At 66.0% G+C, this 21,652-nt stretch carries 18 protein-coding genes; 3 read left to right on the forward strand and 15 right to left on the reverse strand.

Going from position 1 to position 21,652, the window contains the following annotated elements:
* Positions 1-276: 276 nt before the first annotated feature.
* Complete coding sequence (locus P6U31_RS02220; protein WP_407186650.1) at positions 277-984, reverse strand: hypothetical protein; 708 nt, start codon at positions 982-984, stop codon at positions 277-279.
* A 181-nt stretch (positions 985-1,165) separates the two neighbouring features.
* Between P6U31_RS02220 and P6U31_RS02225 the strand changes: the two genes are divergently transcribed.
* A complete protein-coding gene (locus tag P6U31_RS02225) occupies positions 1,166-2,239 on the forward strand; it encodes a LysM peptidoglycan-binding domain-containing protein (protein ID WP_407186651.1) in 1,074 nt (357 codons plus the stop codon).
* Between the two features lie 346 nt (positions 2,240-2,585).
* Positions 2,586-3,878 (forward strand): Spy/CpxP family protein refolding chaperone, encoded by a 1,293-nt coding sequence (locus P6U31_RS02230; RefSeq protein ID WP_407186652.1) that lies wholly within the window; start codon positions 2,586-2,588, stop codon positions 3,876-3,878.
* Positions 3,879-3,962: 84 nt separating this feature from the next.
* Here P6U31_RS02230 and P6U31_RS02235 read toward each other — a convergent pair whose 3' ends face one another.
* From P6U31_RS02235 to P6U31_RS02280, 10 genes are all read right to left on the reverse strand, one after another.
* The gene (locus P6U31_RS02235; protein WP_407186653.1) at positions 3,963-5,006 is read right to left on the reverse strand and encodes a uroporphyrinogen decarboxylase family protein; all 1,044 of its coding nucleotides are present in this window, start codon (positions 5,004-5,006) and stop codon (positions 3,963-3,965) included.
* A 36-nt stretch (positions 5,007-5,042) separates the two neighbouring features.
* Complete coding sequence (locus P6U31_RS02240) at positions 5,043-5,912, reverse strand: fumarylacetoacetate hydrolase family protein (protein ID WP_407186654.1); 870 nt, start codon at positions 5,910-5,912, stop codon at positions 5,043-5,045.
* A gap of 3 nt (positions 5,913-5,915) precedes the next feature.
* Entirely contained in the window at positions 5,916-6,575 is a 660-nt protein-coding gene (locus P6U31_RS02245) for a polysaccharide deacetylase family protein (protein ID WP_407186655.1), read from the reverse strand.
* A gap of 9 nt (positions 6,576-6,584) precedes the next feature.
* Positions 6,585-7,394: an ABC transporter permease gene (locus P6U31_RS02250; RefSeq protein WP_407186656.1), complete on the reverse strand. Its 810-nt coding sequence runs from the start codon at positions 7,392-7,394 to the stop codon at positions 6,585-6,587.
* A gap of 10 nt (positions 7,395-7,404) precedes the next feature.
* Entirely contained in the window at positions 7,405-8,211 is an 807-nt protein-coding gene (locus P6U31_RS02255) for an ABC transporter ATP-binding protein (protein ID WP_407186657.1), read from the reverse strand.
* Complete coding sequence (locus P6U31_RS02260; RefSeq protein WP_407186658.1) at positions 8,190-8,945, reverse strand: ABC transporter permease; 756 nt, start codon at positions 8,943-8,945, stop codon at positions 8,190-8,192. Before P6U31_RS02260 ends, P6U31_RS02255 begins: the two co-directional genes overlap by 22 nt.
* 5 nt (positions 8,946-8,950) lie before the next feature.
* The gene (locus tag P6U31_RS02265; protein WP_407186659.1) at positions 8,951-9,913 is read right to left on the reverse strand and encodes an ABC transporter substrate-binding protein; all 963 of its coding nucleotides are present in this window, start codon (positions 9,911-9,913) and stop codon (positions 8,951-8,953) included.
* Between the two features lie 49 nt (positions 9,914-9,962).
* Entirely contained in the window at positions 9,963-10,670 is a 708-nt protein-coding gene (locus P6U31_RS02270; protein ID WP_407186660.1) for a GntR family transcriptional regulator, read from the reverse strand.
* A gap of 186 nt (positions 10,671-10,856) precedes the next feature.
* The gene (locus P6U31_RS02275; protein WP_407186661.1) at positions 10,857-13,304 is read right to left on the reverse strand and encodes an adenylate/guanylate cyclase domain-containing protein; all 2,448 of its coding nucleotides are present in this window, start codon (positions 13,302-13,304) and stop codon (positions 10,857-10,859) included.
* 251 nt (positions 13,305-13,555) lie between these two features.
* Positions 13,556-15,604 carry an AsmA family protein gene (locus P6U31_RS02280; RefSeq protein ID WP_407186662.1) on the reverse strand — a complete coding sequence of 683 codons (2,049 nt, stop codon included), beginning with the start codon at positions 15,602-15,604 and terminating at the stop codon, positions 13,556-13,558.
* A 238-nt stretch (positions 15,605-15,842) separates the two neighbouring features.
* On the opposite strand from P6U31_RS02280, the gene P6U31_RS02285 reads away from it, so the two are divergent.
* Positions 15,843-16,517, forward strand: a complete 675-nt coding sequence (locus P6U31_RS02285) for a Crp/Fnr family transcriptional regulator (RefSeq protein ID WP_407186663.1) — start codon at positions 15,843-15,845, stop codon at positions 16,515-16,517.
* Between the two features lie 2 nt (positions 16,518-16,519).
* Here the strand turns inward: P6U31_RS02285 and P6U31_RS02290 are convergent, their stop codons facing one another.
* The 4 genes from P6U31_RS02290 to P6U31_RS02305 all read right to left on the reverse strand — a co-directional run bounded on the left by P6U31_RS02290 (position 16,520) and on the right by P6U31_RS02305 (position 21,644).
* Positions 16,520-16,663 (reverse strand): DUF433 domain-containing protein, encoded by a 144-nt coding sequence (locus tag P6U31_RS02290; RefSeq protein ID WP_407186664.1) that lies wholly within the window; start codon positions 16,661-16,663, stop codon positions 16,520-16,522.
* 60 nt (positions 16,664-16,723) lie between these two features.
* Positions 16,724-19,873 (reverse strand): efflux RND transporter permease subunit, encoded by a 3,150-nt coding sequence (locus P6U31_RS02295; protein WP_407186665.1) that lies wholly within the window; start codon positions 19,871-19,873, stop codon positions 16,724-16,726.
* The gene (locus tag P6U31_RS02300; RefSeq protein WP_407186666.1) at positions 19,873-20,802 is read right to left on the reverse strand and encodes an efflux RND transporter periplasmic adaptor subunit; all 930 of its coding nucleotides are present in this window, start codon (positions 20,800-20,802) and stop codon (positions 19,873-19,875) included. The genes P6U31_RS02295 and P6U31_RS02300 overlap by 1 nt, the downstream gene beginning before the upstream one ends.
* 158 nt (positions 20,803-20,960) lie before the next feature.
* Positions 20,961-21,644: an OmpA family protein gene (locus P6U31_RS02305; RefSeq protein WP_407186667.1), complete on the reverse strand. Its 684-nt coding sequence runs from the start codon at positions 21,642-21,644 to the stop codon at positions 20,961-20,963.
* Between the last annotated feature and the right edge of the window lie 8 nt (positions 21,645-21,652).

Below are 21,652 nucleotides of genomic sequence, written 5' to 3' on the forward strand. Positions count from 1 at the left end.
ATGTTCCCTCCCCACAAGGGCAGGGCTATCGCATATGAGAGTGATGTCGCGTGCGGCCATCCTTCGAGACGCCCGCCGTTGGCGGGCCCTCAGGATGAGGACCGAGTGCGTTTCGCTGGTTTCGACGAGCTCCGATGCCGCTTGGCCTCGTCCTGAGGAGACCGCTGAAAGCGGTCGTCTCGAAGGACGAGGCGCGCGCTCAGCTCGTGCAAAGGGCCACATGCGATTCCCCTGCCCACAAGGGGGGAGGGCACGGAGAGAGCACCGTTGAGGCACTCACCGCCTGATCTCCCATCTCAGCGCTTCCGCATTTTGCTTGGCGAACATGATGGGGACGTCGAACTTGCCGGTCTTGAGGTCGTAGCGACAGCGCCAGTCGGCCAGGCCCTTCACGGCGACGTTCTTCGGATGCTTGTCCATTTCGCCCGACAGCGAGATCAGGAGATAGCGGTTGTTGGGCCAGTCGACGCCGAGCCAGCGATAGCCATCCTCGGTGCCTTTCATCAGATTGGCGGAGATGTGATAGTCGAGCTTCATCTTCCCAGTGTCGGGTCGGCTGTGGAAATAGTCCCAGGCGAGATCGCTGAGCGACTTCTTCGTCGCGTTCGCGAAGGCGCCGTTCTCGAAATGATAGAGAAACAGGTCCTGCTCGCCCGAGCCGGTCTTCTGCATCCGCACCAGCCATTGCGAGTCGCTGGTGAAGCGGAAGCCCGCGCCATAGCCCTGCTCCGGCTTCAGCTCCGTTATCTGGTCGCCGCGTCGGGCCCAGACCTGCCATTTGACGCCGAACAGGTCTTCGCTGTCTTTCATGTACTGCTCGATCTTGGTGGCACCGTCGGGCGAGGTGAAGGCGAGATCGGCATTGTCGGTGAGGACGAAGCCCGGCGGCGGGCCGGAGGCGGCCAGCGCCGGGGACGTGGCGAGCGTCAGGGCAAGCGCCAGCCCAAGTGACAGATTTGGGGCGGGACGGCGAAATGAGGTCACGGGAAAATTCCTGGAGAAATGCCGCGATGCGGCCTCAACCGATTTGACGCCGGTGGGATCGCGCCGGTTCATCGCGGGCGCGCCTGGACGGCGCTATCATCCCATCGACCGTCTTGCTGCCGCAGCCAAATCGGCGCACCTTGCCGCCCTCGGTTGATTTGCCACCCAAGGTTCTTTTCCGATGATCACCGCATCCAAGGCCTTCATTGTTTTCTGCCTGCTCGCGCTGGTCGGCACCGTGCTGGTGATCGGCCCGACCGAGCTGCGCCGCCTGCTGCCGGATGGGACCAAGACCGCCGTCGCCGCCAAGCCGGAAGCCAAAGTCGAAGCAAAGGTTGAGGCCAAGGTCGAGACCAAGGCCGATCTCAAGCCGGAGCCGAAACCGGAAGAGCTCAAATCAGCGCAGCTCAAGCCGGAACAGCCGAAGCTTGCCGCCATTGCGCCGCCAGCACCTGTATCGGCGCGCGAGGCGAACCCTGGCGCGCTGGCCGAGACGGAGAAGCAGGCCACGGCGCTGCCCGATCTCGCACCGGCCAAGCCGGCGGCAGCCGCCGATACCGGCCCTCGTTTCGATGTCGCCCGCGTCGACGAGCGCGGCGAGTCGGCGGTGATCGCGGGCCAGGCCGCGCCCGGTGCCAAGGTCGAGCTGCTGCGCGACGGCAAGCCGCTCGATGCGGTGGTCGCCGACGCCTCGGGTCAGTTCGTGATGACCCCGCCGCAGCTTCCCGCCGGCTCCTATGAATTGACGCTCCGGGCCAAGGCGCCGGATGGCACGGTCACGCAGTCCAGCCGCACCATGCCGGTGACCATTGCCGAGGCGGCGCCGCCGCCCGCGCGCCCGGCACCGATTGCGAGACAAGAGACCAAGCAGGAGACGACGCAGGCCGAGAAGCCGGATGAGAAAGCAGACGTCGTCGCTGCCCTGCCGTCGGCCTCGTCGCGCCTGGCGTCGGTGCCCGACCGGCCCGCGCCGCGGCCGAGATTGGCCGGCGCGCCGAAGCCCAAGGTGTTGGCGCGGGCATCCGCGGCGACGACGGTTGCATCGGCCTCGCCGGCGGACGTGCTCCACGCCGCACCTGAGGCAGGCGGCAGCCGGGTCATCACCCGCGGCGACAGCCTGTGGGCGCTCAGCCGGCTCGCCTATGGCGACGGCGCCCGCTATGCCGTGATCTTCAACGCCAATCGCGACAAGATCCACAACCCCAATTTGATCTATCCCGGCCAGACCTTTGTGATGCCGCAAAAGGCGGAATGAGGGCTCCGTCCCGACCGCACGGCTGTCGTACTCTTTGCAGCCATCCTTCGAGACGCCCGCCTTCGGCGGGCCCTCAGGATGAGGACGGAATGTGCGGCGGCAATTCGACAGGCACAAATCTGTCCTAGCCTCATCCTGAGGGACCGCGCAGCGGTCGTCTCGAAGGACGAGGCGCGCGCCCCCGGCTGCGGCCAAAGCATGACAACCGCGAACTCCGCCCCCTCGCCCGCGACGCTTTGCCCTGTGTCCCCAGGGAACATTTGGTTCCCTCGTGCGTCATCCTGCTGAGACGCAGTGGGCGCGTGCGGGCAGCTGGGAGGAGGCCAAATTGGTCAGGTCAGCGGTCATGTCGGGACGCATGGGCCTGGCGCTGACCGGCGCGACTCTCCTGATTGCGGCCGTGCTGCTGCCTGAGAGGGCCGAGGCGCAGTTCGGATTGCGCGGCGGCCCGCTCGGCGTTGCACGTTTCGCCGTCGGCCACATGATCGGCCTGTCGCGGCTGCGCCATTCCCGCATGGCGGTGCGGGGCGGCCGATACCGCTCCGCTGCCCTGAGGTCGCAAGATCCCCGTCAGGACCCGCGCGGCGCCGAGCGCGGCCAGCCCGCCAACCCCTACGTCCTGCGTGCGGCGCTCACGGCGCAAGCCGCGCTTGCGGGCTGGCGCGGTGGTCGCAGCCCGCAAGGCTGGTGGCGCCATCCCGACGGCAGCTATGGCTGGGTCGGCCCGGTGTTCTGGCCGTTCGCGCATGACGACCTCACCAATGCCGTGGTGTTCGGCGATGCGACCAGCCTCTCGCTCTACGGCTATGGCGATATCTACGCCGCGATCTTCGCGCCCTATGCGGCGACCGAGCTCGCGGCCTATACCACGCCGCAAGGCCGGCGCGGACGACGCGTTCCCACTGCGGAGAGCCTCTGCGAGGCCAGCGATACCGGCGGCCTGCCGGTCGAGCGTATCGCCGCGGCCGTCACGCCCAACGAATTGCAGCGCACCGCGCTCGACGAGCTCGCATCCACCTGGGCCAATGCGCGCGACACCATTCGTGCGGCCTGCCCGGCGCAGGCGCCAGCCACGGCCGCCGAGCGCCTTGGCCTGATGCGCGCACGCCTCGAAGCCATGATCAAGGCCATCGACGCGGTCGCGCCGCCGCTGGCGAAGTTCACCGGCGCGCTCGACGACGATCAGAAGGCCCGGCTCAATGCCATCGCCAATGAGCGCCGCGCCGCTCTGGCCTCGATGCAGCGCAAGGATACGAGCAAGGATGCGCAGGCGTCGGGCGCCTGCGACCCCGACAGCGATCCCCGCTATGACGAAAAGCTGCAACGTCAATATGAGCAGCTGGTGCAGCAGCAATGGCCCGCGGACGACATCGCCACCACGCTTCGCCTCGACGAGACCGGCCGCGCCCGCTTCGAGGTGCTTCAGGACACCACGCTGCGCACCATGCAGACGCTGAGCGCCTGCCCGGCGGAGGCCGCTGCGACCCCGCAGGCCCGACTCACCGCCGTAAAGGCGCGGTTGGAGACGATGCTTGCCGCCGTGAACGCCGTTGCCGATGCGCTCGACGATTTCGAGGCCGACCTGAGCGACGAGCAGAAGGCCGGTTTCGAGGCGATCGGGCCGAAGCGGGGAGCGTGAGGCCGCCGCCGACCCGCCTGGCGTGAGGTTATTTCTTGATCATGATCCTTTGGGAAGCCCGCCGCGCGTTTTCCCGATCATGCTCTAACCGATCTCCCGCCTGACCTTCGCCGCGGCATCGCACATGGCCTTCAGCTTTCCGAACGCGGTCGCGCGCGGCATGTATTTCATGCCGCAATCGGGCGCCGCAATCAGTCGCTCGGGCGGCACGTGCTTGAGACCGTTGCGAATGCGGTCGGCGACGGTATCGACGCTCTCGATCGCGGGGTCCGCAAGGTCGAGCACGCCGAGCATGATCTTCTTCGACGACAGGTCCTTGAGCACGCCGAGGTCGAGCTTCGGCTGCGCCGCCTCGATCGAGATCTGGTCGGCAATGGTGTCGTCGAGCTCGGCCAGGAAGGAATAGCCGGCCGGCTTGTTCGAACCGGGCACGACGGCGGCATAGCCAAAACAGAGATGCACCACGGTCGGCACCGTGATGCCCTGCAGAGCGCGGTTGATCGCCTTGACCGCATAGCGCTTGGCGAGCTCGGGATTGTTGCGCACCCAAGGCTCGTCGAGCTGGATCACGTCGGCGCCGGCCTTTTGCAGATCGAGCGCCTCGGCATTGACGGCCTCGGCGAGCGCCATCGCGAGCCCTTCCTCGTCCTTGTAGAACTCGTTCTTGGCCTGCTGGCTCATCGTGAAGGGGCCGGGAAGAGTAATCTTTGCTGCACGCTCGGTATTCTTCCGCAGGAACTGCATGTCGTGCAGCTCGACCGGACCTTTGCGCCTGACAGGTCCGACGACGCGCGGCACCGGCGTCTGGGTGTTGCCAGTGCGCGCCACGATCATCGCGGGATTGTCGGCGTCGATGCCCTCGAGCGCGGTGGCGAAGCGATTGGAATAGCTCTCGCGGCGAATCTCGCCGTCGGTCACGATATCGATGCCGGCGCGCTCCATGTCGCGGATCGCGACGATGGTCGCATCGTCCTGGGCTTCCTCCAGATGTTCCGGCGGCAATCGCCACATGTCGTGCAGGCGGGTGCGCGGCACCACCTTCGACAACATGGCGCGGTTCACCAGCCATTCCGGCTGCGGGTAGCTGCCGACCACCGTGGTCGGCAGGATGTGCGCTGGCATGGGCATGGATTTCTCCTTCTTATTGTTGTCGAGCGCGGCGGTTCAGGCCGCGCGCGTTGCCGCGACCGATCCCTCGTCCTTGACGGGATTGCGCAGGATGCCGATGCCGGAGATCTCGATCTCGACGACATCACCGCCCTTCATCCAGAGCGGCGGCGTGCGATAGGCACCGACGCCGCCGGTCGTCCCGGTGACGATCACGTCGCCGGGCACGAGCTCGGTGAAGGTCGAGCAATAGGCGATCAGGGCCGGCACGTCGAAGACGAGGTCGGAGATCGGAGCCTTCTGCACCTCGACGCCGTTGAGCCGGGTGATCAACGTCTGCTTGGTGACGTCGGTCAACTCGTCGGTCGTCACCATCCACGGCCCGAAGCCGCCGGTGCCGACGAAATTCTTGCCCGGCGCGAATTGCGAAGTGTGGCGCTGCCAGTCCCGGATACTGCCGTCATTGTAGCAGGCATAGCCTGCGATATGGCCGAGCGCAGCCTCCCGCGAGATGCGGCGGCCGGCCTTGCCGATGATGACGGCCATTTCGCCCTCATAGTCGAAACGCTCGGATTCCAGCGGTCGGATCATCGGCTGGCCATGGCCGACCTGGCTGTTGGCGAAGCGGGTGAAGATCATCGGATGCGCAGGCGTCGGGTGGCCGCTCTCGGCCAGATGCGTGGCGTAGTTGACGCCGATGCAGAAGATCTTGTCGGGATCGGGCACCGTCGGCAGCAGCGCGACGTCCGCAAGCGCGTAGTCGGGCTTCTCGGCAGCGAGTTTCTTCAACTCATCGAGCGATCCCCTCGCAAGCAGCGCCTTCAGCGTCGGATATGTCTTCAGGCGCCTGCCGGCGTCGATGACGCCCTGGTCGGTGACGATGCCATAGCTCGCCGTGCCAGATATCGTGAAGCTTGCGACTTTCATCAGTCAAACACTCTCTTCGATGGAGGAAACATAGTCGTCGATCGGAAACGCGATCGCGCCGCTGCGGATCGGAACGCAGGCCGGCGGGAAGTCCTGGCGGAATTGGGCGCCAGCCGCAGCGGCGCGGTCAAGAAAGCGCTCCAGATGCGCCATCGCGCCGGTCGGCAGATCGTGCAGCACCATCAGCGTCCAGGGCTGCCGGCTGCACTGATCGAGCGCACGCGCGGTCCAGCCGTCGGGATCGTCCCAGTCGTGCGGAATGGAATTCCAGAGCACGCAGCTGTGCTTCTCGCGGGTGAGATAGTCGACCACGGACGGCTTGAGCAGCCGCTTGTCCAGATTGCCGCCGCCGCCGAACGGCCGGAACCAGCGCTCTCTATGTGCAAGATGGCCAATCGCGTCCTGGGTGCGGCCGATCTCGCGCTCTGCGGTGTCGCGCCCGGATTGCTCGCCGAGTGGAATGCTGTGCGTAAAGGTGTGATTGCCGATCCAGTGCCCTTCGTTGTGCGCCCGCTCGGCAATGCGGCGCCTGCCGGGATCGGCGAGCTTCTCGCCGATGACGAAGAACGTCGTCTTGATGCCGCGCTTCTGCAGAATGTCGAGCACACGCGGCGTCACGTCGGGATCGGGACCGTTGTCGAATGTCAGGGTCAAGTCGTACACGCGCAAACCTCAGGTCGCCGGCTGCATCGTGCTGGAAGCGATGTCGTCGTTGGTGTGGCCGGCGCGGGTGCCGGTCTGCCAGATCGCCGCCTTGCGCTCGATCCCGCGGATCACGGCGTTGAAGCCGATGGCGAGGAACAGCACCAGCAGCACGCCGGCAAACACGTGCGCGCTGTCGAGGATCGTGCGGTAGCGCGAGATCAGATAGCCGATGCCGGCCGAGGAGATCAGCATCTCCGACACGACCACGCCGACGATCACCAGCGCGCCGCCGACACGCAGGCCCGACAGCACCGTCGGGATCGCTGCCGGTATGATGACGCGGACCAGCCGCTGACTCAGCGTCGCGCCCATGCTGCGGGCCGCGAGCAGGAGCTGCGGGTCGATGGTCTGGATGCCGGCCGCCGTGGCGAGCATCGTCGGCAGGAAACCGTAGATCGAGGCGAATGCGATCTTGGACTCCGAGCCGATGCCAAGCCAGACGGTGAAGACCGGATAGAGGATCACCAGCGGCACCGCGTAGAGGCTCGACACCATCGGCATGATCAGGACGCGCGGGCGCGGCAGGCTGCCGACGACTGCGCCGAGCAGGATTCCGCCGCCGCAGGCGAAGGCCATGGACACCACGACCTCGTAGAGCGTGATCGCGAGCGCGTGACCGTATTCGCCCGCGTCGGTCCATCCAGCGATCAGCGTGGACGATAGCGAGGGCAGGAACAGCTCGGCAACGAGCCCGGTGCGCGGCAGCAGCTCCCACAGCGCGATCAAGCCGATCACGATCAGATATCGCAGCGTCTTCGCACTGATCCTGGCGCTCATCGTCGTCGTCTCACGCCGATTTGCGGATGTGCCGCCAGATGCGGTCGCGCAAGCTGCCGAAGGCATCGCCGCTGAGCATCTCGTAGGTCCGCGGCCGTGGCAGCGGGACCTGAAGGTGGTCGACGATCCGGCCGGGCCGCGCCGACATCACGATCACCTCGTCGGCGAGATAGACCGCTTCGGTGAGGCTGTGCGTGACGAAGACGACGGTCTTGCCGGTCGCCGCCCAGATGCGCAGCAGCTCGTCGCCCATGGTCATGCGCGTCTGCTCGTCGAGTGCTGCGAACGGCTCGTCCATGAGCAGCACCGGCGGATCCTGCACCAGCCCGCGCGCAATCGAGACCCGCTGCTTCATGCCGCCCGACAGTTCGTGCGGATGCCGCCGGCCAAAACCTTCGAGCCCGACCAGCTTCAGCGCATCCTGCGCCTTGGCGTGCCGCTCGGCCTTGGGGATACCTCGCAGTGCCAGCGGAAATTCGACATTGTCCTCGGCGGTCAGCCACGGAAACAGGCTCGCCTCCTGGAACACCACGCCGACCCGGTCGGGATCAGGCTGCAGGATCGGCGCGCCGCTGATGGTGATGGTGCCTGCGGTCTGCTGGCGCAGGCCCGCCATCATCATCAGAAGCGTCGACTTGCCGCAGCCGCTGGGGCCGACCAGCACCACGAAGCGGCCGGGCTTGATCTCGAGCGAGACGTCCTCCAGCGCGACGACGTCCTGCGACCGGGTCTTGAACACCTGGCCGACATTCTTCACCTCTATCGCGCCGGCGCGCGCGGCGGGTTTCAACGGGGTCACGTTCGCCAATGGCTGCATCGCGTTTCCACCCATCTGACAAGTTCGTTGAAGGTCATGGCGATCGCGGCGACCATCACGACGCCGGCGAGAAGCTGCTTCATCTGGAAATTCTCGCCCCAGGTCGCGATCTGGTGACCGATGCCGTCGCGCGAGGCATACATCTCGGCAAGGATCACGCCGGTGAGGTTGAAGATCATGGAGATCCTGAGCGCCTCCAGCAGCACCGGCAGCATGCTCGGCAGATAGACGCGGAACGCAGTCTGCCATGGCGTGGCACCGTAGGAGCGCGCCACCGTCAGATGCTCGACCTTGACCGATTCCACCGCGGTCGTGGTCGACATGATCACGATGAAGATCGTGGAGAAGAAGCCGAAGCCGACCTTCTGGGCAAAGCCGACGCCGAACACGAGGATGAACATCGGCAGGAAGATCGATTTCGGGATGCTGAAGGCGAAGAACAGCAGCGGTTTGGCGACGTCGGCAAAGTAGCGATTCTCGGCGATCAGGAAGCCGATCAGTGCCCCGACAGGCACGGCCAGCGCGAACGCCGTCAGCACCTCGGTCGCGGTCACCATCAGGTCCTTCTGCACCGCCGCGCGCTGCAGGAGATCACCGAGCGTTGCGAGCGTGTCGGACGCAGACGGCAACAGACGCGGATTGACGATGCCGCTGCGCGACAGCAATTCCCACAGCGCCAGGATCGCGACGATGATCGCGATCCGCGCGAGGTTGATGGCGAGCGAGCTCTGCATCGCTGCTACTTGGTCGGGACCGGCTTGAACTTGGTCGAGATCACGTCCTCGGCCGGCACGATCTCCTTGAGCCCGCCGAGCTTGGCGAGATCGAGCGAGAGCTGCACCGCCGCGTTGACATTGGCCGCGCCCATGTCGCCGCTGGTCTCGAGCTTCATGATCGTGTTGTCGTATTCGAGGCCGGCGATCTCCGGCGGCATTTCGTAGAGCTCGGCGATCAGCTTGACGGTGACGTCGCGGTTCGCCCGCATGAACGCGACCGCGCCGTAGAGCGCGTTCACCGCCTTCTGCACCAGCTGAGGCTTGGCCTCGGCGAGTTTGTCGAGCACGATCCAGCCCGCGGTGAGGTTCGGCGGCACCGCGGTCGCGTAGTCGAGGATGGTCTTGGCTTCACCGGATTTCGAGATCTGGAAGCTCAGCGGCGAATAGACCACGGCGGCGTCGACATTGCCGGCCAGGAGGTTCGGCACCAGGCCGCCGCCGCCGACGGGAACGCGGGTGAAGTCGATCTTCTTGTCCTGGATGGTCCACAGCGCAAGCAGGTCAGAGCCCGAGCCGGCCGCGGTGATCGCCACCTTCTTGCCGTTGAGGTCCTTGACCTCGAGCGTCGATTTGGTCGGCACCATCAACTGCCAGCCGAAATTGCCCATCGCGGCGTTGGCGACGATGCGCGACATCACGCCCTTCTTGCGCCCGGCGGAGACCAGCGACGGCGGATCGAGGATGATGTCGGCCGCGCCTGCCGCCATGCCCTCGAACGTCTCGGCACCGCTGCGATAGATGGTCAGCTCGGCCTGGATGCCTTCCTTCTCGAACAGCTTCTGCCGCACGGCCGTTTCGGCGACCGTCGTCGGCCAATATGTCTTCGTGGGAAGTCCGACGCGGATGGTCTCGGCGGCGCTCGCGGGGCCGGCAAGAATTGCGGCGGCGACGAGCGATAGGCACGCGTGACGGCGGTTGATCTTCATTGTTTCCTCCCGGTCTGATGTTTTTTGTGTGCCGGATTGTTCCGGATCGTCAGGTCGCGCGGCTCACCTCCGCAATGCGCGAGGCGGCGAGCTCGACGAACGCCTTGGTGGTGCCGAAATGCTTTGATAGTGCGCGAACGGCCGCGTCGGCATCGCGCTTCACCACGGCAGCGACGATCGCCTCGTGCTCGGCCTCGACGTCGCGCGGCTGGCCGCCGGGCTCGCGTCGGATCGACAGACGCCGATATCTCTCGCTTTGCTCGTGCAACACGTCGCGGAAGCCGAGCAGCCATGGCGAGCCGCAGGCGTTGACCAGCGCGCGGTGGAAAATGCGGTGACGGATCACCCATTCCTCGTAATGCACGGTCGGATCGTCGGGATAGTGATAGGGGACGGCCTTCAGATCCGCCCAGGCCGCCTTCACCGACGCGAGCCAGGCTTCGTCGCCCTGCTCGATCGAGCGGCGCAGCGCCAGCCCCTCGATGTCGATCCGGGTCTGGGTCACGTCGGCGAGATCGGCGAGTGACACCGGGCTGACGCGGAAGCCGCGCTGGTCCGAGGCCTGAACGAGGCCGTCGGCGACGAGGCGCGAGAGGGCTTCGCGCACCGCCGCGAGGCTGACCGAGAATTGCTTGGCGAGGCCGGCGATATGCAGCTTCTGGCCCGGCAGCAGCCGCGCCGCCAGAATATCGGCGCGCAACCGCTCATGCAGCGCGGACGTCAGGCTGCGCGGACCGTCCCCGGGGCTCCCGGACATATCGAACTGAAGCGGACCCATCTGGTGATGATTGCAGTGCGCCGCCGCGGGGTCAACCGAAAATCGAAAATCGATTTTCCTGATCGTTAGAGGCCTGCGATCCTGCGCCTGAGTGCGCTCATAACCCCTTGATCTTGCAGACCCCGTCTACTGTGCATGGGGTTGTTTTCGCACTTTTTGTGTTGGCTACCCCCGCCGCCGCACCGCCGACGCATCCACCACATTGTCCACCTGCTCGCGCCAGTTCAGGATCTCCATCGCCAGTACCGGGTGATTGAAGCCCTTGAGCTGGAGATCGTCGAGGGCGCGGGCCTCCACCCAGGGCTCGACCATGCCGTAGACGCGGCGGCTCACCACGATCTGGTTCGGCTTGGCCTCGCCGCACAGGCGCGAGGCGAGGTTGGTGACGCTGCCGATCGCGGCATATTCCAGCCGCTGCTCGAAGCCGACCTGGCCGAGCGTGGCGTAGCCGAGCGCGATGCCGATGCCGAAGCCGAGGCTGTGCCCGCGGTTGCGCCAGCGCTCGGTCAGCGGGCCGATGGTGTCGCGCATCTCCACCGCCATCTTCACGGCGCGCTTGGTGTGGTCCTCGAACTGGATCGGTGCGTTGAACAGGATCATCACGCCGTCGCCGGCATATTTGTCGAGCGTGCCCTCATATTTGAAGATCAGCTCGCCGAGCGCGGCGTGATATTCGCGCAGCACGTTCATCGCCTCTTCCGGCTCGGTCGCTTCCGTGAACGCGGTGAAGCCGCGCAAATCGCAGAACACCACCGTCACCTCGCGGCGCTGGCTGGTGAGCAAGCCTTCGGGGCTGTCGGAGGAGGCGATCAGCTGCGCCACCTGCGGCGCCAGGAAACGCTCGAGCTTGCGGATGCGCTCGATCTCGCCGAGCTGGGTCTTGACCCGCTCCTCCAGCGACTTGTTCCAGTCCTTGAGCTGCTCGGTCTGCATCCGCAGCTTGTCGGCCTGGGCGCGCACGGTCGCGTTGGCGGCCTCCAGCTCGCGGCCCTTATGGGCAACCTCGGTGAACAGGCGCGCATTGCGCATCGCCAGCACGGCCTGGTTGGCGAAGGTGCGCATCAGGCCGATGATGTTGCCGGCGAACTCGCCTCCGCCGCGGCGCAGCACCACCAGCGAGCCGAGCGTGCCCTGCTGGTCGACCAGCGGCACCACCAGCACCGAATGGAAGCCGGCGGCGATCGCGACTTCGCGCAGCGGCTGCTCGGCGGCCTGGTCGAGATCGGGCAGCGCGATCGGCTCGCCGCTCGTAGCGGCATCGCTCAGGATGTTCTCGCCTTCCTCGATGGTGACATGCGCGCCGTCGGCGGATTTGTCGATGCCGTCAGCCTCCACCAGGTCGAAGCGGCGTCGCTCGGCGTCGAAGCCGTAAATCAGCACCGCATCGGCATGGGTGATCTCGATCGCGCGCGCGGCGATCGTCGACAGCACGGCATTGAGATCGAGCGAGGCGGCGAGCGCGCGGCCGACCTCCTCCAGCACCTTCAGCTCGTTGATCGACTGCGCCAGATCGCGCGTGCGTTCCTCGACCTTGGTCTCCAGGCTCGAATAGGTCTCCTGGATCTGGCCGGCCATGCGGTTGAACTGGCCGGCGAGGTCCTCCAGCTCGTCCGAGGTGTGGACGTCGATGCGATGACTGAAATCGCCTTCGCCGAGCTTGTGCGCGCCGTCGCGCAGCGCCGTGATCGGGATGATCATGCGGCGCGCGAGCAGCGTGCCGGCGAGGATCGCGACCATCAGGCCCATGCCGATCAAAAGCGCGATGCGCACCAGCTGGTCGCGGATCGGCATCAGGGCCTGCGTGCTCGGCTGCTCGAACAGCACGCTCCAGCCGAGCTTCGGCACGGTGCTCGCGGCGCTCATCACCGACTGGCCGTTGAAGTCGGTGCCCGAAGTGTCGGGCTCCCGGCCGGGCGCGATCGCGGCCGCCACCTGCGGCAGCTTCGACAGGTCCTTGCCGACATCGGGCCCCTTCGACGATGTCGCCAGCACGCGGCCGCGCGGATCGACCACATAGGCAAAAGCCGCCTTGCCGACCTGGGCGTCGGACAGGAAGTCGGAGAGAAAGCTGAGATCGATCTCGGCCACAGTGACGCCGGCATTGAAGCCGGAATGCGCCACCGAGATCGACATGAACGGGGTCTGGTCGGCGAACCAGGCCGGCGCATAGCTGATGCCGCGGGCGACAGTCTCGGTGAAGCGCATGTCGCGCGACAGGTCGGCGTTGCTGCCGGTCGTGGTCGACTGTCGCGAGACGCGCAGCACCTCGCGGCCCTCGCCGTTGAGCTGGAACAGCTGGTTGACGACCGACACCTGGTGCAGCAGCTGGGCGTAGTCGGCGCGGCGCTTCTCGAGGGTGTCCTGGCTCGCCCGCGTCACCCAGCTGATCTGGCGATCGAGCTCGGAGATCGACTGCTCGATCCGCCGGGCCGCTGCTTGCGCCTTGTCCTCCAGGCCGTCGATCAGCTGGGTCCGGGTGGCGCGGTAGGAGATCCAGGTCTCCATCGCGCCGTTGACGGCGAGGACGAACACGACGAGGCCGACGAGGGAGACGACGTATTTGGCGAACAGGCCCTCGCGCAGAAACCGTGTCTTGTCGTTCGCTCCTGCCATCCCGATCCTCTCGCGCCGCCATCGACGCCGGCGCTACGGGCCGTTGGCCCATGTCGGGCCGTTCTATCACAATTTGGGCCAGGGGATCGCCGCGTGGCCGGGCACCGGCCGGCGTGGTTACCCTCTGTGGACGCCGGGTCGGGTGGAAGGAGGATGAATTGCCGCAGCCTCATCTGTTTGGGGGAAGCAGAGGGCGGGCCGGCTGATGTAGGGGAGGGGTTGCCGTGGAGACCAGCCCGCCAATCCGCCAATCACCGGTTAAAGAGTTGCCGCAGCACGTCGTTCATTGGCTGACTGTCCTGCTGCGCAACCGGCGGGTCTTCCAGGGCGGGGGATGCCTGCGGTGCCGGTGTGGAGGGCGTTGCCGGCAGGTTGCGGCTGCGGCCGGTGTTTGGCGCGGCCCCAGTGCTGCTTCCTGCGCCATTGGACAGCCCCTGCTGAATCAAATTGCCGATCGCCTCCCCCAGCGGGCCGCCGAGCAGATTATTCTGGCCCGGCTGCTGGACTTGCGGATTGGCATTGCCGGCCGCATTGCCGCCGCCCGGTGTGGCGGTGCCGCCGAGACCGAGGCTGCCCAGAATGTTGCCGAGCCCGGCGCCGTCAGGGCCGAACAGGCCCTTGCCCATCTCGCGCAGCTTGGCGTAGGCGGCATCCGGATTGTCCAGCATGCCGGCCATGTCGGGGTAGATCCGCGGCTGCGACCAGGAGCCCTGGATCATCACGGGAATGCCGAAGCCGACCGGCTCGTTGGTGCGGCCCTGGCCTTCGGTCGTCATGACCAGCTTCGGCTCGACGCGAAAGCCCATCATCTTGGTGTCGAGCGCGATGGTGCCGGCGCCGGTGACCCGCACCAGCGGCCCGATCAGGTTGAGATCGGTCGTCACCGCCTGCCCCTTGTCGATGCGGAAGGAGGCCGAGAGCTGCGACAGATCGGTGCTTTGCTCCTTGCTGTCTTGCCAGCCGGACAGCGTGCCCGTCGTCAGCGAGCGGATCATCTGGGCGACATTGATGCCGCGGATGGCGCCGTCCTGGAAGTTGACGAAGGCCGTGCCCTGCATGTTCGCCATCAGCGCGCGCTGGCTGGTGCCGGCGCTGCGCAAGGCGAGCTTGGCCTGCAGCTTGCCGTCGATGCGGTCGAATTCGGCAAGGCTCTGCAGCAGCGGCAGCGCACGCACGCCGACGAGATCGGAATGCATGGCAAAGCTCGGCGCGCCGGTGGTTGCGTCCAGGATCGCCTCACCGGAGACTTGGCCGCCATAGGCGCCGAGATTGGCCGTGCCGGCCTTCAGCACGCCGCCGGCGAGCTTGGCGTCGAGCGCCAGCGGCGCGATGTGCGCGTCGCCGATCACGGCCTCGTTCGCGGAGATCCGCACCTGCGCGTCGACATAATTGAGCCCGGAGACGTCGATAGGTGCATCGCTCCAGGGCTGTCCGGGCATGCCCTCCGGCGTCTTCGCCAGCGGAATCGCTAGCCGTTGGAAGTCGAGATCGACCTTGACCAGCGGCTTGCTCGCGATGTCGACCGATGCCCAGCCGTTGAACGCGCCCTCGCCAAGCCGGCCGTTGATGCTGCTGAGCATGACGACGTCGCCATTGAGACGCATCTCGGCGTGCCCGGTGAGTTGAGACTTCAGCACATCGGGCATGTCGACGGCGAAATCCACCGGGATCGTCGGCCGTTCGCCTGGCGCAGCCGGCGTGGCCGCCTTGATGTCGAACTTGGTCGGGTGGTCACCGACGCGCGCTGTGCCGGTGACATCGACCTTGCGATCGCGGCCAACGATCGCGTCGGCGTTGATGGCGCTGATGCGGCCCTCGACACGGTCGCGCAAGCGCGAGAATGCGACTTCGCCGTCGGTGATCTTGACGCGCGCGATGGACGCGCCATTGGCATCGAGTGCGAGGGGCGGCTTCGACGAGCCGCCCGCATTCGGCAGCCGCTCACGCAGCAGCGGCTGGTAGAGCACCGGACGGGTGACGATGAGCTCGCTGATCTCAGGGCGGCCCGACCACACGCTGGAGAGCGACATGTCGGCCTGCACGCTGTCGATGGTCAGGCGGGTGATGCCGCTGCGATCCCGGGGATCGGCAAGCGTGAGATCGTTCAGGGTGACGTTCAGCGTCGGCCACAGGCTGATCTTCGTGGTGCCGTCGATCGAGAGCCGATAGCCGGTCGCACTCTCGACGCGCGAGGCGATCGTCGAGGTCAGGAAGCCCGATGGGATTCCGATCACCAGCAGGAGTGCGATCACGATGATGACGGCGGCCAACGCCGCGCCGGCGAATTTCACTGCTCTCATGTCGACTTTCCAACGACGGACAGTCGGCGTCGTATCCCGCCGGCCATCCATCCTTCGCGCGCCCCGAGTTTACCCCCGGACAAGAAGCGGCTCCAAGCGCGTAAAAATAGTCAGGGGGTGCTGCAAAGTTATGTGACTTATGACACACTTCCCCGGCGCGGTTTTACGCGATTCTGATGTTGATGGTTTCAAGCGATTTTCCAAGAGAACTGATCAGGGCGTTCACAAGGACATTGAAATGAGCAAGCAGGCCGAATTTGCGGTCATTCTGAAAATGAACGCGATGTTCGCGGATCTCGGTGCAGACGAGCTCCAGCGGCTGTCCAATCTCTGTCACACCCAGCATCTGGGGAACGGCGAGGTGCTGTTCCAGAAGGGTGATCCCGGGGACGCGCTGTTCGGCGTGCGCCGCGGCCAAGTCCGCATCGAGACCGGTGCCTCCGACGGCAGCCGGCTGACGCTGAATTTCATGGGACCGGGCGACCTGTTCGGCGAAGTCGCGGTGCTGGACGGGCAGAACCGCACCGCGGATGCGACCGCGGGCGAGGCCAGCGAATTGTTCGTGCTGCGGCGCGAAGATTTCCTCAACTTTCTCGAACGCGAGCCGAAGGTCGCGATCAAGATCATCGCTCTGCTGTGCCAGCGCATCCGCTGGCAGAGCGAGCGCATGGAGGAATCCATGCTGCAGCCGCTGCCGGTGCGCCTCGCGCGGCGGCTTTGCGCGCTCGCCGCCGATTTCGGTTCCGAGGTGCATATCTCGCAGGAGCAGCTCGGCGTGTTCGTCGGCGCCGCCCGCGAGAGCGTCAATCGCCAACTGCAGGCCTGGCGCAAGGAAGCCATCCTCGATGTGCAGCGCGGCCGGATATTGCTGCAGAACATGACCAAGCTGACGGCGATCGCCCGGAATGAGTAGGATCAGCCGATCGGGAGTCTGCGTCGGCGGACATGATCGCGGTCGATGGTGATGATGCTGCCCTCGATCACAGGAAACCGCAACCCGCCAATGCAGGGCTTGCCGGTGCAGACCGCAGGATCAATCGTGATGCGCGTAAACGTCATAGCCACCACATAGCGTCAGCGCTCACATTTCGCCAGTGCACGACCGCAACGTTTCGAACCTTACTCCGCCGCGGGGTGTACCAGGTTCTTCGACGCCGGCCCCGCTTCCGCCGGCGCCGCGCCGCGATGCCCGTCCGTCTCCGCATCCGCGCTGTGGACGATCAGCCGCTTGGCGAAGCGCCAGATCAGGCCGCCGAAATCGTCCATCACCATGAACATCGCGGGCACGAACACCAGTGACAGGATGGTCGAGAAGATCAGGCCGCCGATCACGGCGAGCGCCATCGGCGAGCGGAACTCGCCGCCGGCGCCGACCGCGAGCGCGCTCGGCATCATGCCCGCGGCCATCGCGATCGTGGTCATCACGATCGGGCGGGCGCGCTTCATGCCGGCGTCGATCATGGCCTCCTCGCGCGGCTTGCCGGCGTGGATGGATTCGATCGCGAATTCCACCAGCATGATCGCGTTCTTGGTGACGATGCCCATCAGCATCAGGATGCCGATCCACACCGGCGTCGTGAGCTGCTTGCCGGTGACGAGCAGGGCCGCGATGGCGCCCCCGATCGAGAGCGGCAGCGAGAACAGGATGGTGATCGGCTGCAGGAAGGTGCCGAACAGCAGCACCAGCACGGCGTAGACCATCATCAGGCCCGCGGTGATCGCGGTGGCGAAGCCGTCCGACAATTCGTTCAGGCTTTCGGCGTCGCCGGAGGGAGAAACCTTCACGCCCTTCGGCAGGCTCTTCATCACCGGCAGCTCGTAGATCTTCTTGGTGGCATCGCCGAGCGCAGCCGAGCCGACCAGGTCGGCGGCAACCGTGGCCTGCCGCTCGCGATCGTAGCGGTTGATGCTGGTCGGCCCCTGGTCGAGCTTGACGTCGGCAATGACGGAGAGCGGCACGCCGCCCTTCTCGCCGTGCTCGCCGAGCGGCACGCGCAACTGCTCCAGCGTCTTCAGATTGCCGCGCGCGGCATCCTCGAGCTGCACGCGGATCGGCACCAGACGGTCGCCGACATCGAATTTGGCGAGCGCGGGTCCGACGTCACCGATGGTGGCGACGCGGATGGTCTGCGACAGGCTTTCGGTCGAGACGCCGAGCCGTGCGGCGAGATCCGCGCGCGGTTCGATGCGCAGCTCGGGACGCTCCAGCGAGGTTTCCGAGATGACGTTGGAGATAGTGGGAATCCGCTTCATCTGCGTCGCAAGCTCGCTCGCGACGTTGTTGACGATGTTGGGGTCGATGCCGGTCACCACCAGCGAGATCGCGCGCAGGCCGTTCTCGTCGAGGAACCAGAAGCGGATGTCCGGAACGTTCTCCAGCTCCTGGCTGATCGAAAATTCGAGCTCGCGCTGGGTGATGTCGCGGCTGTCCTTGGGCGTGTAGTTGATGATCAGGGCGGCGCGCCGGACTTCCTGCGTGCCCGGCGGGACGCGCCCGCCGTCAACGAAGATGCTCTTCACCTCGGGCCGCTTGCGCAGGCGTGCGACGATGTCCTCGGTGACCTTTTCGGTGTAGGCGAGCTGGGTGCCCGGCGGCAGTTCGAGGGCAAGCAGCGAGCGGGCGCTGTCCTGGGCCGGCAGGAAGCCTTGCGGCAGCAGCGTGATGCTCCAGATCGAGGCGGCGAACACGCCGAGGCCGATCAGCACCGTGATGAAATAGTGCCTCACCGACCACGCCACGATGCGGTGATAAGACCGCAAGATGCGTCCGGGCGGCGGCTCCGCGTGATTGCCATGCTTGAGGAAATAGGCGGCCAGCACCGGCGTGACGAAGCGTGCCGCGAGCAGCGAGAAGAACACCTGCACCGAAACCGTGATGCCGAACTGCTTGAAGAACTGTCCGGCGATGCCCGACATGAAGCTTGCAGGCGCGAAGATCGCGATGATGGTCAGCGAGATCGCGATCACCGCGAGGCCGATCTCATCGGCGGCCTCGAGCGCGGCACGATACGGCGATTTGCCCATGTTCATGTGCCGGACGATGTTCTCGATCTCGACGATGGCGTCGTCGACCAGAATACCCGTCGACAGCGTGATGGCGAGGAAGCTGACGAGGTTCAGCGAAAAGCCGAGCAGATCCATCGCCCAGAACGCCGGGAAGATCGACAGCGGCAGCGAGATCGCGGCGATGATGGTGGCGCGCAGGTCCCGCAGGAACAGCAACACGATGACCACGGCGAGGATGGCGCCTTCGAATAAGGTCGAGATCGCCGCGTGGTAATTGCCCTTGGTGTAGTCGACCGAGGTGTCGATCAGCTTGAGGTCGACGTCGGGATAGGCGGCTTTCAGCGCGTCGATGCGCTTCTGCACGGCCTCGGCCACCTTGACGTCACTGGCGCCCTTGGAGCGCTTGATGCCGAGCGCCACCACGGGCTCACCGTTGAAGCGGGCAAAGGTGCGGCGGTCGGCGATGGTGTCGGTGACGGTGCCGAGATCGTCGAGCCGGACCTCGCCGCCGCCGAACAGCGGGATCATGGTGCCGGCGAGGTCTCCCAGCGTCTTGGCGCCGGCGAGCGTGCGGATCGCCTGGTCGTTCTTGCCGATCTCGGCGCGGCCGCCGGCAACGTCGACATTGGTGCCGCGCAGGCTCTGGCTGACATTGACCGCGGTCAGCCCCATCGCCTGCAGGCGGTCGGGATCGAGCGAGACCAGGATCTCGCGCTCGACGCCGCCGATGCGCTCGACCTGGGCGACGCCGCGCACGCCCTGCAGTGCGCGCTTGACCACGTCGTCGACGAAATAAGAGAGCTGTTCCGGCGTCTTGCCGGGCGAGATCGCGGCATAGGTGACGATCGGCAAGCCGATGACGTCGACGCGCTGGATCAGCGGCTCGGTGACGTTTTGCGGCAGGTTGGAGCGCACGCGCGTCACGGCGTCCTTGACGTCGTTGAGCGCGCGGTCGGTGTTGGTCTCCAGCGCGAACTGGATCGTCGTGACGGACAGGCCGTCGGTGATCGAGGAGGTGATGTGCCGTACGCCCTCCACGCCGGAGACCGCGTCTTCAACAGTCTTGGTGACCTGGGATTCCAGCTCGGCGGGCGCGGCGCCGAATTGCGAGACCGCGACCGAGATCACGGGAATGTCGGCCGAGGGCAGCCGCGTGATCGCGAGCTTGGTGAAGGACACCCAGCCGAGGACCAGAAGGATGATTGAGAAGACGACCGACGGCAGCGGATGACGGATCGACCAAGCCGAAATATTGAGAGCCATCAGCGTACCCGCGTGCGATCGAGTTCATCGGCGAACATGGTCTTGATCTGGTCGCCGTCATGGAGGGAAGAGCCGGCGTCGGCCACGACGATCTCGCCGACGTCGAGGCCTTCCAGGATTTCAGTCGCGTTGTCGGACGAGAGTCCGACCCGGACCTTGCGGGTCTCGACCGTGTTGCCCTTGACGACCTGAATGGTGAGATGGTCGATCGCGGTCTTGGGGATCGAGACGCCGCAGCTTCGCTTGGCGTCGATCGAGGCGCGCGCGAACACGCCGACCTTCAGCGACGGATTGTTGGTGACGCTGATGCGGACGCGGCCGAGCTGCGTGGCGCGGTCAATCTCGGGCGCAACCAGCCGGACCCGGCCGATCAGATCGGGCGCGTCGTCGCGGCTGATGCGCACGGTGGCGCCCGCGCTGAGCTTGGGCATGTGCACTGCCGGGACCTGAGCATCGAGCTCGATCTCGTTGTTGACGGCGATGCGGAACATCGGGCCGGCTTGAGGGGATGCGGGCGCGCCGACGATGGTGCGGACTTCGGTGACGAGGCCCGGCGCGGGCGCCTTCAGCGAAATCGGGCCTTGCGGGCCGGGTCGCTGCGGCTGGCCCGGGATCTGCGGCGGCGCGGTCAGGCGCGCCAGCTCCTGATTGTCGGCGACGACGGCGCCCTCGGTGACCAGGAGATCGGTGACCTTGGAGCCTTCCTGGTCGGCAATCACCACGGCCTCGCGGCGCGGCACGAAGAAGCCGGTCACCCGCACGAGGTCGGAGAAGCAGGCATTGGTCGATTTCGTCACGATGACGAGCGCCTCGCTCTGCGTCTCCTTCGGCTCGGGACGCTTGCGATGCTCGAACAGGTAATAGCCGACGCCGAGGGCGACGACGAACACCACGGTTCCGGCGGGCTTGAGATATTCGGAGAGATTCATCGCCGGATCATCCTGGCCTGGCTCACGGCCATCCGCGCGAGGCCCATCGAGAGCGTTTCCCTGAAACAAAGCGGCGTCCCGCAAGGCTGCGGGACGCGCTTTGGAAGCGAGACTTTACACCACATCACGACTTGTCAATTCGAAGGATTACGTCGTGTCTATTTCGATGCGGTGGTCTTGTTTTCCATGTTGACGACCTGCACGCGTCGGTTGACCTCAGCCAGCGGCTGGCTCGGATCCTTCAGCTTGCTCTTGCCGTAGCCGACTGTGACGAGGTCGGTCGCGGAGATGCTGTACTTATCGACGAGGTAGCGTTTGATCGCATCCGCGCGGCGTTCCGACAGGTCCTGATTGTAGGCTTCGCCGCCGGCAGCGTCGGTGTGGCCGGCAACCACGAAAGTGGAGCCCTTCAGGTCCGGGCTGGTCAGGGCGCGACCGAGCGCCTGTACTGAGGGCATCGACTTGGCGCTGATATTGGCGGAGTTGTAGTCGAACGTGATTTCAAGATCGATGTTCGGCTTGTCCTTGGCGACCGAGGCGATCTCCTCGCGCTCGGTCGACGACAGCGAACGCGTCGAGCGGCCCCGGACCGACTGGATCAACTTGGTCTCGGCCGCGTTCGGCGCGGGATCGGCCTGCGGGGCGATCGAGAGGCCACGGGTCAGGGGCTTCTTGGGCGCGGGCGCCAGCGCGCGGACGATGTCATCCTCGGTGACGTTCTTGCTGTTGCTTTCTTCGCCCGCGAAGGCGGACGAGGCCGGCAGCGACAGGGCGGCGCCAAGAGTAATGCCAAGCGTGATGACGGACAGGATCGCGGTAAGTCCCTTTGCAGCCGATTTCATAGCCAGTC

The sequence above is a fragment of the Bradyrhizobium centrosematis genome, from assembly GCF_045571495.1.
Lineage (GTDB): Bacteria > Pseudomonadota > Alphaproteobacteria > Rhizobiales > Xanthobacteraceae > Bradyrhizobium > Bradyrhizobium centrosematis.

What these genes read in the sequence shown, in the direction of transcription:
- P6U31_RS02225 (WP_407186651.1), top strand. Translation starts at nt 1,166, where the DNA reads ATGATCACCGCATCCAAGGCCTTCATTGTTTTCTGCCTGCTCGCGCTG.
- P6U31_RS02230 (WP_407186652.1), top strand. Translation starts at nt 2,586, where the DNA reads ATGTCGGGACGCATGGGCCTGGCGCTGACCGGCGCGACTCTCCTGATT.
- P6U31_RS02235 (WP_407186653.1), bottom strand. Translation starts at nt 5,006, where the DNA reads ATGCCCATGCCAGCGCACATCCTGCCGACCACGGTGGTCGGCAGCTAC.
- P6U31_RS02240 (WP_407186654.1), bottom strand. Translation starts at nt 5,912, where the DNA reads ATGAAAGTCGCAAGCTTCACGATATCTGGCACGGCGAGCTATGGCATC.
- P6U31_RS02250 (WP_407186656.1), bottom strand. Translation starts at nt 7,394, where the DNA reads ATGAGCGCCAGGATCAGTGCGAAGACGCTGCGATATCTGATCGTGATC.
- P6U31_RS02255 (WP_407186657.1), bottom strand. Translation starts at nt 8,211, where the DNA reads ATGCAGCCATTGGCGAACGTGACCCCGTTGAAACCCGCCGCGCGCGCC.
- P6U31_RS02260 (WP_407186658.1), bottom strand. Translation starts at nt 8,945, where the DNA reads ATGCAGAGCTCGCTCGCCATCAACCTCGCGCGGATCGCGATCATCGTC.
- P6U31_RS02265 (WP_407186659.1), bottom strand. Translation starts at nt 9,913, where the DNA reads ATGAAGATCAACCGCCGTCACGCGTGCCTATCGCTCGTCGCCGCCGCA.
- P6U31_RS02270 (WP_407186660.1), bottom strand. Translation starts at nt 10,670, where the DNA reads ATGTCCGGGAGCCCCGGGGACGGTCCGCGCAGCCTGACGTCCGCGCTG.
- P6U31_RS02275 (WP_407186661.1), bottom strand. Translation starts at nt 13,304, where the DNA reads ATGGCAGGAGCGAACGACAAGACACGGTTTCTGCGCGAGGGCCTGTTC.
- P6U31_RS02280 (WP_407186662.1), bottom strand. Translation starts at nt 15,604, where the DNA reads ATGAGAGCAGTGAAATTCGCCGGCGCGGCGTTGGCCGCCGTCATCATC.
- P6U31_RS02285 (WP_407186663.1), top strand. Translation starts at nt 15,843, where the DNA reads ATGAGCAAGCAGGCCGAATTTGCGGTCATTCTGAAAATGAACGCGATG.
- P6U31_RS02290 (WP_407186664.1), bottom strand. Translation starts at nt 16,663, where the DNA reads ATGACGTTTACGCGCATCACGATTGATCCTGCGGTCTGCACCGGCAAG.
- P6U31_RS02295 (WP_407186665.1), bottom strand. Translation starts at nt 19,873, where the DNA reads ATGGCTCTCAATATTTCGGCTTGGTCGATCCGTCATCCGCTGCCGTCG.
- P6U31_RS02300 (WP_407186666.1), bottom strand. Translation starts at nt 20,802, where the DNA reads ATGAATCTCTCCGAATATCTCAAGCCCGCCGGAACCGTGGTGTTCGTC.
- P6U31_RS02305 (WP_407186667.1), bottom strand. Translation starts at nt 21,644, where the DNA reads ATGAAATCGGCTGCAAAGGGACTTACCGCGATCCTGTCCGTCATCACG.